Here is a 13,681-nt window from a genome sequence, read left to right as displayed (position 1 = left end):
AACAGAACCGAACTTTACGAACAGTATCTAGTAAAAACCACTGAATATTGTTAATTTGCGATTCGGACCTACTGGACCGCAGAAGCAACTATAATATAGTTCGGGATTTCATCTTTTAAAAAGACTAATGCCACAGGCCCCTCGTACATATTTCATTATAAAAAGGAGTTTTTCCAATGGATATTTTATCCCTGATAACAAGTTCATTAGCCCAAGGGTTGTTGTGGTCGCTATTGGCGATTGGTGTTTTTCTGACTTACCGAATTTTAGACGTGGCGGATTTAACGGCTGAAGGCAGCTATCCTCTAGGTGCCGGAATTGCCGCAATTAACATTGTCAACGGTACGCCTCCACTGCTCGCCTGCATCTATGCTTTTATCGGTGGCGCCGCAGCGGGAGTAATTACTGGCCTTTTGCATACAAAATTAAAAATCCCTGCGCTACTAGCCGGAATTATTACTATGACTGGGTTATATTCAGTCACTCAGCGGGTCATGGGGGCTGCGAATATCGCCCTGTTAGGCCAAGATAATATTTTTAACTTCTTTCAAGAAATTCTAGGGACTAAACAGCTGTCAATTATCGTGACGGGGGCTATCATCGTTTTAGTAGTTATCATTCTCCTTGTGCTTTTCTTTAAAACAGAAATCGGTTTGGCGATGCGTTCCACCGGCGACAATATCGAGATGAGTCAGGCTAACGGCATTAACACAGACAATATGAAACTAATCGGCTACGCCCTCTCCAACGGCTGCATTGCGCTATCTGGTTCTCTGCTGGCGCAAAATAATAATTTTGCCGATTTGAACTCCGGAACCGGCACCATCGTTATCGGTTTGGCTTCGATTATTATCGCTGAAGTTATTTTCCGTAATCAGCCGCTATTGATTCGTCTTTTGACGATTGTTTTAGGAGCTAGTATTTATCGCTTTATCCTGGCATTGGTTTTCACCACAAATGTTCAAGCCAGCGACTCAAAATTAGCGTCAGCCATCGTGTTGACGATTTGCTTGGCCTTGCCGGAAGTCCGCAAAAAACTGGGCCTCAGCAAAAAAGCCCCTAAGAAAGGAGCTGCCTAGATGACAACTATTTTAAAAATTGAAAATCTACACCAAATTTTTGAACAAGGCACCGTCAATGAAAATCACGTCCTACGGGGCATTAATTTAACGATGAACCAAGGGGAATTTATTACGATTATCGGCGGAAACGGTGCCGGAAAATCGACTCTTTTAAACAGCATTGCTGGTACATTGCCGGTCAATCAAGGGAAAATCATCGTCAATGGTGAAGATGTCACCCGTAAATCCGTCATGCGCCGCTCCAAACAAATCAGTCGCGTCTTTCAAGATCCCCGCATGGGCACGGCTGTCCGGCTGACTGTTGAAGAAAATTTGGCCTTGGCGTTAAAACGCGGTCGTCCACGAAACTTCGGTGCCGGTGTGAAAAACAAGGATCGCAATTATTTTAAAGAACAGCTCGCAACTTTAAATCTTGGCTTGGAAACGCGCTTAGGTGCCGAAATCGGCCTGCTTTCCGGCGGTCAGCGCCAAGCGATTACTTTACTGATGGCTACCATGCAAAAACCAGAATTAATTTTGCTGGATGAACATACCGCCGCACTCGATCCCAAAACTTCGATTACAGTGATGGAGCTAACAGAACGATTGATTCGTGAACAAGCTTTGACCGCCTTTATGGTGACTCATGATATGGAGGATGCCATTCGCTACGGCACTCGTCTTATCATGTTGCATCAGGGTCAAATCGTTGTCGACGTCAAAGGTGAGGAAAAACAAAATCTGACCGTCGCCGAGCTGATGGAAATGTTCCATCGCAATAGCGGTGCCGAATTGAAAGACGACCAGCTTTTGTTAAGCTAATTTTTGCGTGTTAGATTAACTTGTAACGTTATAGTTGATTTTTATTATCGATATCGGAAAATTCTTTCATTGCTACAAAATAAAATGTGCCCCCAGAATCAGGCCATGTGGTGACCCAAAAAGTTAGACCAAAAATCTAACTTTTTGAGGTCAGTCCACAAGCAAGCCGAACTGGGAGCACATTTTTTTGAGTAGAAGTGAGCAGTCTTGGTTAACCGCCCATCAAGAAGTCTAAGATATTCCAGCCATCGCTGGTACTACCTTGATATAGCTCAGTGAAGCCGCAACGACTACAGCTGATAGTGATAAATTTTTTATTTTGCACATCGAAAATTTTGGCAAAGTTCCCACCGGTTGCTTGAAACTGATCGGCTTCGTAATGGTTATTGCCGCATTTCTCACAGACATACTGCTTTTTCTCCATATTTTTCACTCCTGTTTAAAAGATACTTTGATTTTTAATGAATTCATTATATAAATATTTTGTTAAAAAAACATCTGTCTAAAGTCGGATATTTTCCTAAAATCTGCTAAACTAGGAGAAATGAAACTAGCGGAGGAGCCTATGACCACTAAAGAAAAAGTTTTAGACTTATTAATGACCAGCGACAGCATTTTATCCGGCGAAAAAATGGCTCAAGACTTAGCCGTTTCCAGAACCAGTGTCTGGAAAGCCATCAAAACCCTTGAAAAAGAAGGTTTTGAAATCACCCATGAAGCAAACGGCTATCGCTTAGAAGCTGCCCCTGAGCATCTTTCAGCCACTGGAATTCGCCAGCTTTTTACAGCCGATAACCAAATTGAGCGTGTAACGGTGTTAAAAACCTCCGAATCAACTATGAAGGATGCCAAAAAAGCCGCGATTGAAGACCATGTCGAAGCGACGCTTTTCGTAGCAGAAACTCAAACAGCCGCAAAAGGCCGTTTTGGTCGGCCCTTTGTAGCCAAGCCTAAAGAGGGGATTTATTTAAGTCTACTGTTAAATCCCTATAAGAAATTTTCCGAGCTGCCACAATACACGGTTGTGATGGCAGTCGCTGTCGTTAAAGCCGTTGAAAAATTAACCGGCAAACAAGCTCAGATTAAATGGGTCAACGATATTTACTTAGACGGCCGCAAAATTTGTGGCATTTTATCGGAAGCCATGAGTGATGTTAATACGATGGAAATTGCTCATATTATCATTGGTTTAGGCTTCAACCTAGCAATTCCGCAAACAGATTTCCCTGATGAATTGCAAGCCAAAGCGACCTCGCTTTTCCCGGATGGCAAACCAACGATTACCCGCAATCAATTAATTGCAGAAATCATGAATCAGTTTTTCTTTTATTTGAATCAGCCGCAAAATACTATTGATTTGTATCGGGAACATTCCTTTGTTTTGGGCAAAACTGTTAGCTACAATCGACAGAACCAAACCTATGTAGGTACCGCCGTTGATATCAATGACTTAGGTGAATTGATTGTTGACTTAACCGATGGCAGTCAGCAGGTCTTAGCTTCAGGCGAAATCAGTTTAGCGACGATTGGCTAACCAAGGCTGTGACATTAGTTAAAACAGAGCTAAAATTTTCGAACGATATCTAGTGAGAACCACTAGATATTGTTAATTTGCGACGAGGATCTACTAGACCGCAGGAGCAAATATTGTTCGGGTTTCAGCTGTTAAAAAACTAATGTCACAGGCTTTTTTGCAGGAAATTAAGGGCAATTTGTTAAGGCCGTCAAGAGCCAAGTGGAAAATTTAGCACTGTCCAAGTTGACACAAACTTGGCAATTAGTCGGCTTTTGGTAAAAATCAGTAAAGTCAACAATTGTCGCCCCGGCTGTGTACTCCCCTTGAGTTTCAATCTGAACCGACAATTTTTCCACAGTAAACATTGAAGGGTTTAATAAGTAAGCAATAGCGGTGCTGTCATACATTTCCAAGCCGCTATCCAGTGAACCGCTACGATATTGCTGCAGCAAAGAATAAAGCATTTGTCCGGTCTGATTAAGGTTCGCCATTTTCTGACTCTCCCCTGGATAAATTTTAGCGATGCTGCCCATCTCCAAGGGTACCATTGTCAATTTCAGTCCACTATCAAAAACAATCCGGGCCGCCTCTGGATCAACTCCGATATTAAACTCTGTATAAGCGCCAAAATTTCCCCGACCAAAGGTGCCCCCCATCAGCACAATCTCTGCAATTTTTTCTTTAACTTCAGGATATTCCCGCAGCAATAAAGCAATATTCGTCAGCGGCGCCAAAGCAACAATCGTCACTGGTCTAGCAGCCATCAACACACGCTTCATCGCTGCCACAGCTGATTCTGGCAACAGGTTTTCCTGATGCTCATCAGGAAAATCAAACCCAGCTAAACCAGATTCACCGTGAACCTCACTGGCATCACGGGCAGCTCTCAACAACGGTTGACTGGCTCCTTTAGCCACTGGAATTTTTAAATCCCAAAAAGTTAACAACCGTAAGAGGTTCCGGGTGACTTTTTCTAAAGAAACATTACCCGCTACAGTAGTCAAAAGCTGAACATCTAGCTCCTTTGAAAACAAAGCCGCAGCTAGTGCCATTGCGTCGTCAATACCTGGGTCTGTGTCGATGATGATAGGACGTTTATTAGTATTTTCCATTTTTTTACTCCCTTTTTTCTCCATGTGGTGGTTTTGAATTTCATAGATTTTTACAAATTGATTGATTTTATTCCAGTATTTTAGATTCAGACGTTTAAGACTTGAGAGTTCCCAACTGACTTGCTTTTATTTACATTCCACAATTTTAAATTCAGACCCTTGCAGAAGTATAGAGGGAGTCCGGTTTATCCAGATTTACATTCCACTATTTTAAATTCAGACATGTACGGCTCACTAGGGGATATTGACCTAGATATATTTACATTCCACTATTTTAAATTCAGACTTGGCATCATTGAAATGGCGTCCTCTTTGTGCCAATTTACATTCCACTATTTTAAATTCAGACATTGTCCGTAAATCTATATCAATACTAAATCCTTTATTTACATTCCACTATTTTAAATTCAGACCCTCTCCCAAACCGTTGCCCACTCATTAGCGGTATCATTTACATTCCACTATTTTAAATTCAGACGCTATTTTGAAATGTATCATAAATGTTCACTCATTTATTTACATTCCACTATTTTAAATTCAGACATTTGTTTCATAATTTCCTCGTCGCCGCCGCAATCATCTACATTCCACTATTTTAAATTCAGACGTGATAACTTTGGTTAGAGAAAAACTCTATAAAGCAAATTTACATTCCACTATTTTAAATTCAGACAAGTCAATTATTTGAAGCTGAACTATTAGGTTCTAGATTTACATTCCACTATTTTAAATTCAGACGTATCGCAACGCTTGAGTTCTGATAGTTGTTACTTTATTTACATTCCACTATTTTAAATTCAGACTCAGACTTCAAATAGCCTTCTGGAGCAGTAATTTCTATTTACATTCCACTATTTTAAATTCAGACACCTATGTTCCTTCATATACATTGCTGATGAAAGCAATTTACATTCCACTATTTTAAATTCAGACAGCGACAGGGACTTCTTGTGCCATATCTCTGAAACCTATTTACATTCCACTATTTTAAATTCAGACGGGATTAGTTGGTGGACATGCCGGAGGCGGTGCAGGATTTACATTCCACTATTTTAAATTCAGACCGTCGCTGTGTATTCCCAATGATTGGATTTTACGAAATTTACATTCCACTATTTTAAATTCAGACATTGGAAAACCGATGAAAGCGTTTCTCTCGCAATGATTTACATTCCACTATTTTAAATTCAGACTGTGACATAATCAATAAATACGCTTGAATAATTTTATTTACATTCCACTATTTTAAATTCAGACGCCTTTAACTAAAGTCGTGGTGGCCAAAGATGATTCATTTACATTCCACTATTTTAAATTCAGACACTAACGTGGGATTCGGCGTTCTGTAAATTTACTATATTTACATTCCACTATTTTAAATTCAGACTATCCTTAACCTTTTGCCCGACTCCAACTAACCGTAATTTACATTCCACTATTTTAAATTCAGACAATCACATACATCACTACAGCCGGCTATGTACTTGAATTTACATTCCACTATTTTAAATTCAGACCTCAACTCCAAGCAAATTGGCACGTCGCCATTTTTCATTTACATTCCACTATTTTAAATTCAGACACTGCCAACAAAACAACCTGTCCAATAAGGTTTAAAAGCACCCTATCTGTCGACCTTTCCAAAATCTAGAAGTTCTACTTGTGATTTTGGCAAAAAAAGTTACAAAGACTTTTTGTAGCTCTTATTTTTGAGTCTGTCGAGAAGGCCTATTTTCTGGAGGACTGAGGTTCGACAGATTAAAAGAAATTCGATAAAATTTCTGAGTTGTCAATACCAAGATACTCTTTTTCTAACCATTTTTTATTTGAGTTTTTAAAGATTAGTACCGAGTCTAAATCATCTCGAATAAATTCTTTCAACTCTTGTTCCATTTTCTTAAGCTTTGCAGGCGTTATATCTCCTTCAAAAACCGATTTTTGAACATGGGTTAGATACTTCTTACAAATTTTAAAGACACGTCGCAAAACTCTACTACCGTTTTCTTCAAGAGAAATATCATAGACTAAGATAATATACATAAGTCACCACCAAATTTTAAAAGGCTCATAGTCTTGATCTCCCATCAAATGCTTAATCAGTTTGTAGCACTCCAAACGCATTAATTTCCGATAAGATACTTTCCGCTTCAACTCACGATGAAAAATTGTTTCATTCAAACGCTCATCAAAGGCTCGGAGAACTTTTTGCTGAGCCGGCTGTTTTAAATAATTCCCCATTGATCCTTTTTCAAAATCTTTTTCTGAGATAATTTTTTTGTTCACCAGTGAAAAAATTAGGCGATCCACAATTAGCGGTTTAAAAATTTCGGCAATATCCAATGATAAAGAAAAACGTCGCTCAGAACTGCTGTGTAAAAAGCTGATTGTCGGATTCAACTGGCTTACATAGATTTCTGATAAGCAGGCACTATAGGTCAGCATATTCAAATATGAAATTAGGGAATTAACCATATTGTCAGGCGGTCTGCGTTCTCTAGTTTTAAACTCAGCTTCTCCATTAAAAATAGTCTCCCAAGCTTGATAGTAGCTTTGGTGAATATTTCCCTCAATCCCCATCAGTTCATCAATGGCATTTGCGCGATTGATGCGTTTTCTAACGGCTTCTATTTCACCAATTTGCTTTTCAACTTCTTTGCCCCGTCGGCGATAATATTGCAAATTTCGTAAACAATTAGCTGTCGCCCCATCGACAATTCTTTTCGCAATTACTAATTTCCTTTGTAAATCAATAGCGTTAAGCACTTGATTTTCTAACAATTTCCCTGACACATTTTTTTCACGGGGGTAAAATGTACCCGTGTAATACCCATAATAATTAAAAAAATGTACCGGGATTTTCATTTCGGATAAATAATTTAAACATTTAGTATTGGTCGTAACTTCCCCAAACAGATAGATGTCTCTTGTCATTTCAATCTTTAAATCCTTATACCGACCATCAGCAGCCTCCATGCGAATAACATTATCTTTCCTGCTTAGAGTGCCGCTGGAATACAGGTAGTAACTTTCCATTTTCTCACCTCTATGAAAAACAGTATTCGTAGTATGCGCACTTTGGACAAATTGGCTTTTTTTCTGCTATAGGTGCCACCGATTGCAATACAAGCTTTTCAACATCCCTTAAAATATTTTGTAGTTCGAGGGAATCATCGGCATCCAGCGTGACTTCTACACGTTCCCTGATTTTGGGATAGTCAATGTAGCCATGCTCGATTTGAAGGCCATGTTTTTGCAAATAGTAGAGATAGTATTTCAACTGCCAAACAGCAGCGGGTTCAATTGCCTTGGACTTTTTCACCTCGTGGAGAACACGCCAATTTTCTAAGAAATCAATATTTATAGTACCATCAAACAAAATTTGCTTTCGTTGATTTTTATAAGATTCTTGTTCCAACAGCTTACCCAATTGAACATTCTCGTTCTCATCTTCAAATTTAAGCCCTTTGGAAAAAAGCCACAACTTACGCTGACAAACAAAATAGTAATTTATCATGTTTCCTGTAATTCTCATAAGCTTACTCCTAAAACATTCTGTCCTCAATGTCTTCAGTTTTTGTACTTTTAATATATTGAAAACCAGAATCACTCTGATACTCACCTTTAATAAATTCCAAATAGAAATACTGATTAATTTTTTTACAGCGAATATTTCCATTGCGAATACTGTCTTTGTACATCCATTCCGGCACTGAAATCATGTAATCCTCTAGTTTAACTCGAGCGAGCTTTTTATCTTTTCTTAACTGCGACCTTTATCCGGGGGTGATGTCATTATTTTTCAGAAGTAATTTTTCAATACAACTGTCTATTTCATTTTTCTTCTCTTTATAAACATCACAAGGAATCACATTCCTTGTGTTAATATTTCGAAACAGCTGTTTGACCTTTTCCTTGCTAGGGGCATCATTTTCAGTCGCTGCCAGCCAGCTCATCATCTTTTTGATATTTTGATAATATTCTAGTGACTGCATCGTCTGTGTCGTATATGTCTCAGCAATCATCGCTAATTTCTGCTGTTCATTTAACACGCCGTTTCCTTGTTCAAGCAGCGCTTTGCGGGCCAGCTCAAAGATATCTTTATGAACTACCGCTTGATCACTTTTGCTAACGCCGCTAGTCACTTCCTTCTTTCCGCCGATAAAAATATGAATATTCGCCGTTTTTAAATTTCCTAATGGTCTTTTGCGATAACAGCGTCCCATCCGCTGGAATAATCCATTTAATTCGGACAACTCTGTAATCAACATATCAAAATCGATGTCTAAAGAAGCTTCGACTACTTGTGTTGCAATCCAAATTCCTGGGTCAAAATTATCTTTCGTAAAATTCAAAATTTCCTGTTCTTTGGTTTTCCGATCTGCTCTGGTGAATTGACTATGCAATAATTTTATTGGAACAGCTAGCTTTTGCTTCTGCAGCTCTTGATACAGCTGCTTGGCCTTTTTAACCGTATTACAAATAACTAATAATTTGTCCCCCTGATAAAGCTCAGCAACATCAGCCGCCTCCAATTGCTTTTCCGTTAGCTCTAGCCGATGCCTTTCTAAACAGTTTTCATCTAAAAATGGTGCAGCCGGTCTAGTAAACTTCAACCCTTGAGAGTTAAATAAGTCAACTAAATATTCTGGCATTGTTGCCGTCATAATTAGAAATCTACCACCGTAATCCTGGATTTCTTTAAGCCCTCTGATTAAATAAGCCAACAGATCTGGAGAATACATTTGAATTTCATCAATTACAATCTTGGAATAAGCTAATGTAGCTAGTTTCAGCTCAAATCCACGGTAATGATAAACAAAATCAAAGGTTTGGTCTAACGTAGTTACGGTTAGCGGTAGGGACCAGCTTTGAGTTTCGCTTAAATATTTTTCTAAATTGTCCAACTCTTCAGGGGTGCCATCCTCACGATCTAATAAAAATGCTAAACTATCGGAATGCAGTAGTCCCACTTCTTCTTGAACTCGGTTTTCATCAGCAATTTCTTCTACTCTTTCAAATACTGCATTATCGGCAACTTTTAGTGGTAAGGTAAAAAATCCTTTACCGCCACCAATCCAGCGAAGACCAGCTTCGGTTTTACCCAGACCAGTCTGCCCAATAATCAGCAAACTCTCTTCCTGATGTTCAAATGTAAAGCGCTGCATAGGATTCCAATCAGCTTGAGGTGTTTTTGTGCGCCATTGCGCTACAACTTTGTCCATATTATTTTCTAAAAAACCCGGTGGATACTCCACTTGATAATGACCGCTGGCGGCATAATCAATTCGATTTAACAAGCCCTTTAACATTACGTATTGATGAAAAGCCTTGTCCTTAGTCCCTAGCCGTGAATCAACTTTATAAATAAATTTACTAACCTGTTTGGCTTCTACAGGAGGTGTTAGCTGTAATTTTTCAAAATCAAAATCAGCTAGGCTGTTCGTCAATAGCTTAATTTGCTCTTGGTAGTTTTCTGGATTTTCTCTCACTTCAGAAAAATCTCGCTCGTGATGCAAGGCAATTGCGTAAACTAAGGTTTCTAAATCAGCATCATCCAAACTTCGCCGCAGTGCTTTTATAGGTAATAAGCTAATACTTAGCAGAGCATGGGGAATTTCATTTTCCTTACGCTTACTGCTATCTTCGAGTTTTTCTTGAAAAAGATGATTGATTTTCCCCAAGTCATGATACTGGCAAGCCATTTTCAATAATTCCCAATCTACAGGGATACTCGGGTAATAACTTTTTAAACGGGCTAACTCTCCAAGCAAATTTTCAGTGTGTTCAATGATGGTTTCACCATCTGATTTGGCTAAAAATATTTTTTCTATAGGTCCTCCATTAAATTGGGAAAACAACATCCCCCTCTGAATCAAATAAAATGTCAACTTCATCCCTTACTGTAAAGCTGCTGGCGTACAAAACTTCCGGTTGCTCCACCCAATTACGAATCAATTTGGGCTTATTTTTACTGCCGATATTTTCCAGCTGATAAACTTTTGGCAAAATAAATCGTGTACCAGTCTCCCCAGTTACCCCAAGACTATCCAGTTGACTGCGCAGTTGAATATCTCGAATCCAATTGATGGGAATGTAAATTGCCCGGTCTGGATGGTTATCTTCATAACTCCAACCATCCTCAAAATCTCGCTCTACTATCTCAACTATTTTCACCTTTTGAAAATTTGCCAAATCCTCTCGACGACCAAGGGAAGGGAATTCTTTAGGAAACTTCAGCGCATGATACATCTCCTCTACCTTTGTCTGATCATCAGGAATTATGTGTAAAATCAAATTAACATCCACTAGCAATTCCGTATTGCCAATCCCGCGACCAATTCCATAACCATTCACTTCATATTGATGACGTTTTTTGTCATAAGCTGTACCATTGTTGAATTCATATCGTGTAAATAGGTCATTTGCTTTTGAAAAATAATTCCCTTGGATCCCTACATCCATTGGCTCATAGCTATCATAGCCGCATAAATTATGCACCATGCCAATCACCGTCGAGATGGGTGGCAAAGGATATGTTTCCCGCATCTGAAAACTTGTCGGCCTGCGATAATTAACCATATCTTGATGAATTTTTAACTTAATCCCCTTCATAATACTTCGCTACCTTCTGTTTTAGACTAGCAAATGTATCGGGGATTTTCTGACTCTGTAAAACCTGTTGGATTTCAGCCGTATTTTCAAAAGCACCCTTGACCACGCCAACCAGCGTATCTTTACTGATTTCTTCTGATAATACTTCTTGAATCTCTTCAACATCCAATTTATTCTTTTTAACACTCACCACATTTTCAAAAAATGGTGTCTTACGATTATACAACCCACCAATGACAAACAAAGGCTGTAAGTCTTCTCGACGACCGCGAATATCCCGGTACAAATATTGAATCGTTTCTAATAATTGCTGTACCCGGCGGGATTTTTCAGCGTTATCAATTTGAATTTCAGCGTTTTGATCAATGCCTATCTCATCTAAATCTATTGTGACGGTATAACGATAAAAGGAACGATGAATTTCAGCCTGTGCAATAGAATTCTGTGCCTTTTCCTCGCCGCTTTCCCGCAGACGAGTCGCCAAGCCCATGTTGGTCAGAAAATCGGTATCTCCTTTAAAAGTCTCTAAAGAAATTGCATTTGATAATCGAACCTTGGCAGAACGTGTCGCTGCATTGTCACCTTTAGACGTCTTCATATACCCAAAGAAATCGATCTCTGGATATTTATCAATTGTTGCTGTCTTATCAAATTGAATGACCTGCTTAGCCCCGCTTCCCTCTGCCTTTAAAGTCGCCAGCGGCTCTCCAAGTTGTTCGACAATATTGTAACGAAGAGCCTGCCTAGAAATGTAAGTATATTGTTCCCCATGACCTCGAGTAATTTTTTTCAAACTTGCTACATTTCCTAAAGATTCACCATAATTGGCACTTTCTGCCAGAAAAATCATTGTTAAAGTTAAGCCTTTACTCATTGTCATTTCCTCCATCTCCTTGTTTAATTTCACCAATAATTCCACTAACAAATGTTAGACCAATTGTTTGAAAGCGTTCGTCTTCTAAAAACACTTCTGTAAAATATTTTGGGACAGGCTTATTAATATATAGATAGCTATTGAGTAATAGATTCATAAACCCATTTCTATCATCTGCTCGTAGGGCATTTAATAAGCGCAGGGCAATTGCTTTCGGCTTGTTTTCATTATCATATTCTCTTTTAAAAGCATAGCCAACTCCTCGAATTTTTAGTAATGTCTCCTTATCTAATTCCGTCACTTCGATCAACTCCTCCAAGAATATTTGGTTAGTATAAATCAAATCAGTCAGTTGCCAGTCGTTCATATAAACAGTGTCACCATTAAGTTTTGTCCTTAAAATCAGATTAATCAAAGAAAATAAATTCGTACTATTTATCAAATATGAAATCACTTGTTGGTAGAGACTCTGATAGGTCCCATTCAGTGTGTAGCCAGTGCTATTCAGATTGGCTATTTCCTTTCTGGCTCTTGCTAAAGTCATTAACACGTTCCGTGGCAAAATATTAAAATAGTATTTATCATTTTCATAACGGACAACTTGAATGTCATTCAAATTTTTTAAATTACTATTAAAGCTCACTTCCTGCAGTGTTTTGATCAGAGCTGCATAGGTGTTTTTTTCACTAGCACTCTTCCCTTTATCATTCATTTCCATCACATTCAATAAAATTCCAGTATTGACATCTAGCAGACTTGACACTGAATGATTGTCGTTCACAAAAATACCTTGACGATACACATAGGTAATCCCGGCAGGTATGCACGTATACATTAGTCGGCAAACCGGACACATCACCAAATCATTGGTGTAATTCCAAGCATTACTGTTCTTCTTGCCGGTATCAAAGCCTAGTGTGTTAATAAAACCAAAAGAAAATTTGTTACTTTTTACCGAGCGTCCACAAGTTGTACAATGCAGTCTATCTTTCTCGTGGGAAGTCTCCAAATATTCTTCTACTGGAACCAAAAAATGCTCCTGATATTTTTGAAACATATCTCCTTTACTTTCAGCCGGATTCAAGAAAGACACTCCATCAATACCGTTTCGAATCGTTAAATAAATCTGATTTTTAGCAGCAAGATAGCGATAGTTCTTTTCATCAGTGTAGTAATCGAAAATCTCAGTCAACAATTTGTAAATTTCTTTTACGATAGGGAGATAGTCGTCCTTGTCTGAGGAGACATTTTTCAAGAGCTTAACTTGGTCTTCCGCTTGTTTCAATAAGCTGATGATATCAATCGAAGGATTCAAAAGCTGATATACAGTTACGTAACTGGCCCCCGTTCCAAAGCGCTTTAAAATTTCAGTACAATATTTTGCTAAGTTTTTCAAAGCTTGCTCATCAAAATTAACAAAATTGTCCAGTTCATGCTTTTCTTTTATCTCTTGGTAGGCTAAAATTTTAGTTAGTGAAGCGGTTTCTTTGTATCGTTCGGAAAAATAACTGAAATATTTTTGCTCAAATGACTCCAGTTCTGAGATTGGAACCTTAATGCTTTGGTCCAAAATTTCAATATTTTCTTTTCCTAAAATGTTGACTAACCCACAGATTGCGGCATTTTCTATCCATGAATTCAACTTTAATTCAAGATAGCCTTCTTCTAAATTGTCTGACACTTA

At 38.6% G+C, this 13,681-nt stretch carries 13 protein-coding genes and 1 CRISPR repeat array; of the genes, 3 read left to right on the top strand and 10 right to left on the bottom strand.

The genetic code is table 11. From position 1 onward, the window contains the following. Positions 1-176 precede the first annotated feature (176 nt). The gene (locus ACYSNU_RS17455; RefSeq protein WP_461738436.1) at positions 177-1,079 is read left to right on the top strand and encodes an ABC transporter permease; all 903 of its coding nucleotides are present in this window, start codon (positions 177-179) and stop codon (positions 1,077-1,079) included. After that, positions 1,080-1,883, top strand: coding sequence for an ABC transporter ATP-binding protein (locus tag ACYSNU_RS17450; protein ID WP_461738435.1), 804 nt, complete (start codon positions 1,080-1,082; stop codon positions 1,881-1,883). Positions 1,884-2,094: 211 nt separating this feature from the next. Here the strand turns inward: ACYSNU_RS17450 and ACYSNU_RS17445 are convergent, their stop codons facing one another. Beyond that, a complete protein-coding gene (locus ACYSNU_RS17445; protein WP_461738434.1) occupies positions 2,095-2,307 on the bottom strand; it encodes a zinc ribbon domain-containing protein in 213 nt (70 codons plus the stop codon). Positions 2,308-2,448: 141 nt separating this feature from the next. Here ACYSNU_RS17445 and ACYSNU_RS17440 point away from each other — a divergent pair, with 141 nt between their 5' ends. Beyond that, complete coding sequence (locus ACYSNU_RS17440; protein ID WP_461738433.1) at positions 2,449-3,417, top strand: biotin--[acetyl-CoA-carboxylase] ligase; 969 nt, start codon at positions 2,449-2,451, stop codon at positions 3,415-3,417. 167 nt (positions 3,418-3,584) lie between these two features. Here ACYSNU_RS17440 and rihC read toward each other — a convergent pair whose 3' ends face one another. The 9 genes from rihC to cas8a1 form a co-directional block, all read right to left on the bottom strand. Continuing rightward, positions 3,585-4,511, bottom strand: coding sequence for a ribonucleoside hydrolase RihC (gene rihC / locus ACYSNU_RS17435; RefSeq protein ID WP_461738432.1), 927 nt, complete (start codon positions 4,509-4,511; stop codon positions 3,585-3,587). Positions 4,512-4,639: 128 nt separating this feature from the next. Beyond that, positions 4,640-6,093: direct repeats of the CRISPR family, unit length 29 nt; unit sequence ATTTACATTCCACTATTTTAAATTCAGAC. A 176-nt stretch (positions 6,094-6,269) separates the two neighbouring features. Beyond that, the gene (gene cas2, locus ACYSNU_RS17430; RefSeq protein WP_461738431.1) at positions 6,270-6,551 is read right to left on the bottom strand and encodes a CRISPR-associated endonuclease Cas2; all 282 of its coding nucleotides are present in this window, start codon (positions 6,549-6,551) and stop codon (positions 6,270-6,272) included. A 3-nt stretch (positions 6,552-6,554) separates the two neighbouring features. After that, positions 6,555-7,544, bottom strand: coding sequence for a type I-B CRISPR-associated endonuclease Cas1b (gene cas1b, locus ACYSNU_RS17425; protein ID WP_461738430.1), 990 nt, complete (start codon positions 7,542-7,544; stop codon positions 6,555-6,557). A 10-nt stretch (positions 7,545-7,554) separates the two neighbouring features. Beyond that, the gene (gene cas4, locus ACYSNU_RS17420; RefSeq protein ID WP_461738429.1) at positions 7,555-8,043 is read right to left on the bottom strand and encodes a CRISPR-associated protein Cas4; all 489 of its coding nucleotides are present in this window, start codon (positions 8,041-8,043) and stop codon (positions 7,555-7,557) included. A 10-nt stretch (positions 8,044-8,053) separates the two neighbouring features. Continuing rightward, the gene (locus ACYSNU_RS17415) at positions 8,054-8,230 is read right to left on the bottom strand and encodes a hypothetical protein (RefSeq protein WP_461738428.1); all 177 of its coding nucleotides are present in this window, start codon (positions 8,228-8,230) and stop codon (positions 8,054-8,056) included. Positions 8,231-8,284: 54 nt separating this feature from the next. Next, complete coding sequence (gene cas3, locus ACYSNU_RS17410) at positions 8,285-10,372, bottom strand: CRISPR-associated helicase Cas3' (protein ID WP_461738427.1); 2,088 nt, start codon at positions 10,370-10,372, stop codon at positions 8,285-8,287. After that, complete coding sequence (cas5, locus tag ACYSNU_RS17405; protein ID WP_461738426.1) at positions 10,353-11,123, bottom strand: CRISPR-associated protein Cas5; 771 nt, start codon at positions 11,121-11,123, stop codon at positions 10,353-10,355. Before cas5 ends, cas3 begins: the two co-directional genes overlap by 20 nt. After that, positions 11,110-11,997, bottom strand: coding sequence for a type I-B CRISPR-associated protein Cas7/Cst2/DevR (gene cas7i / locus ACYSNU_RS17400; protein ID WP_461738425.1), 888 nt, complete (start codon positions 11,995-11,997; stop codon positions 11,110-11,112). Before cas7i ends, cas5 begins: the two co-directional genes overlap by 14 nt. Then, positions 11,990-13,678: a type I-B CRISPR-associated protein Cas8b1/Cst1 gene (gene cas8a1 / locus ACYSNU_RS17395; RefSeq protein WP_461738424.1), complete on the bottom strand. Its 1,689-nt coding sequence runs from the start codon at positions 13,676-13,678 to the stop codon at positions 11,990-11,992. The genes cas7i and cas8a1 overlap by 8 nt, the downstream gene beginning before the upstream one ends. Positions 13,679-13,681 lie beyond the last annotated feature (3 nt).

This window comes from Enterococcus sp. LJL120 (assembly GCF_054871765.1).
This window is presented reverse-complemented; position numbering and strand designations above follow the sequence as displayed.

Excerpts from the sequence above, each read along its gene's own strand:
- ACYSNU_RS17455 (WP_461738436.1), top strand. The coding sequence starts at position 177 with ATGGATATTTTATCCCTGATAACAAGTTCATTAGCCCAAGGGTTGTTG.
- cas1b (WP_461738430.1), bottom strand. The coding sequence starts at position 7,544 with ATGGAAAGTTACTACCTGTATTCCAGCGGCACTCTAAGCAGGAAAGAT.
- rihC (WP_461738432.1), bottom strand. The coding sequence starts at position 4,511 with ATGGAAAATACTAATAAACGTCCTATCATCATCGACACAGACCCAGGT.
- cas5 (WP_461738426.1), bottom strand. The coding sequence starts at position 11,123 with ATGAAGGGGATTAAGTTAAAAATTCATCAAGATATGGTTAATTATCGC.
- cas3 (WP_461738427.1), bottom strand. The coding sequence starts at position 10,372 with ATGTTGTTTTCCCAATTTAATGGAGGACCTATAGAAAAAATATTTTTA.
- ACYSNU_RS17450 (WP_461738435.1), top strand. The coding sequence starts at position 1,080 with ATGACAACTATTTTAAAAATTGAAAATCTACACCAAATTTTTGAACAA.
- ACYSNU_RS17440 (WP_461738433.1), top strand. The coding sequence starts at position 2,449 with ATGACCACTAAAGAAAAAGTTTTAGACTTATTAATGACCAGCGACAGC.
- cas7i (WP_461738425.1), bottom strand. The coding sequence starts at position 11,997 with ATGAGTAAAGGCTTAACTTTAACAATGATTTTTCTGGCAGAAAGTGCC.
- ACYSNU_RS17415 (WP_461738428.1), bottom strand. The coding sequence starts at position 8,230 with ATGATTTCAGTGCCGGAATGGATGTACAAAGACAGTATTCGCAATGGA.
- cas4 (WP_461738429.1), bottom strand. The coding sequence starts at position 8,043 with ATGAGAATTACAGGAAACATGATAAATTACTATTTTGTTTGTCAGCGT.
- cas2 (WP_461738431.1), bottom strand. The coding sequence starts at position 6,551 with ATGTATATTATCTTAGTCTATGATATTTCTCTTGAAGAAAACGGTAGT.
- ACYSNU_RS17445 (WP_461738434.1), bottom strand. The coding sequence starts at position 2,307 with ATGGAGAAAAAGCAGTATGTCTGTGAGAAATGCGGCAATAACCATTAC.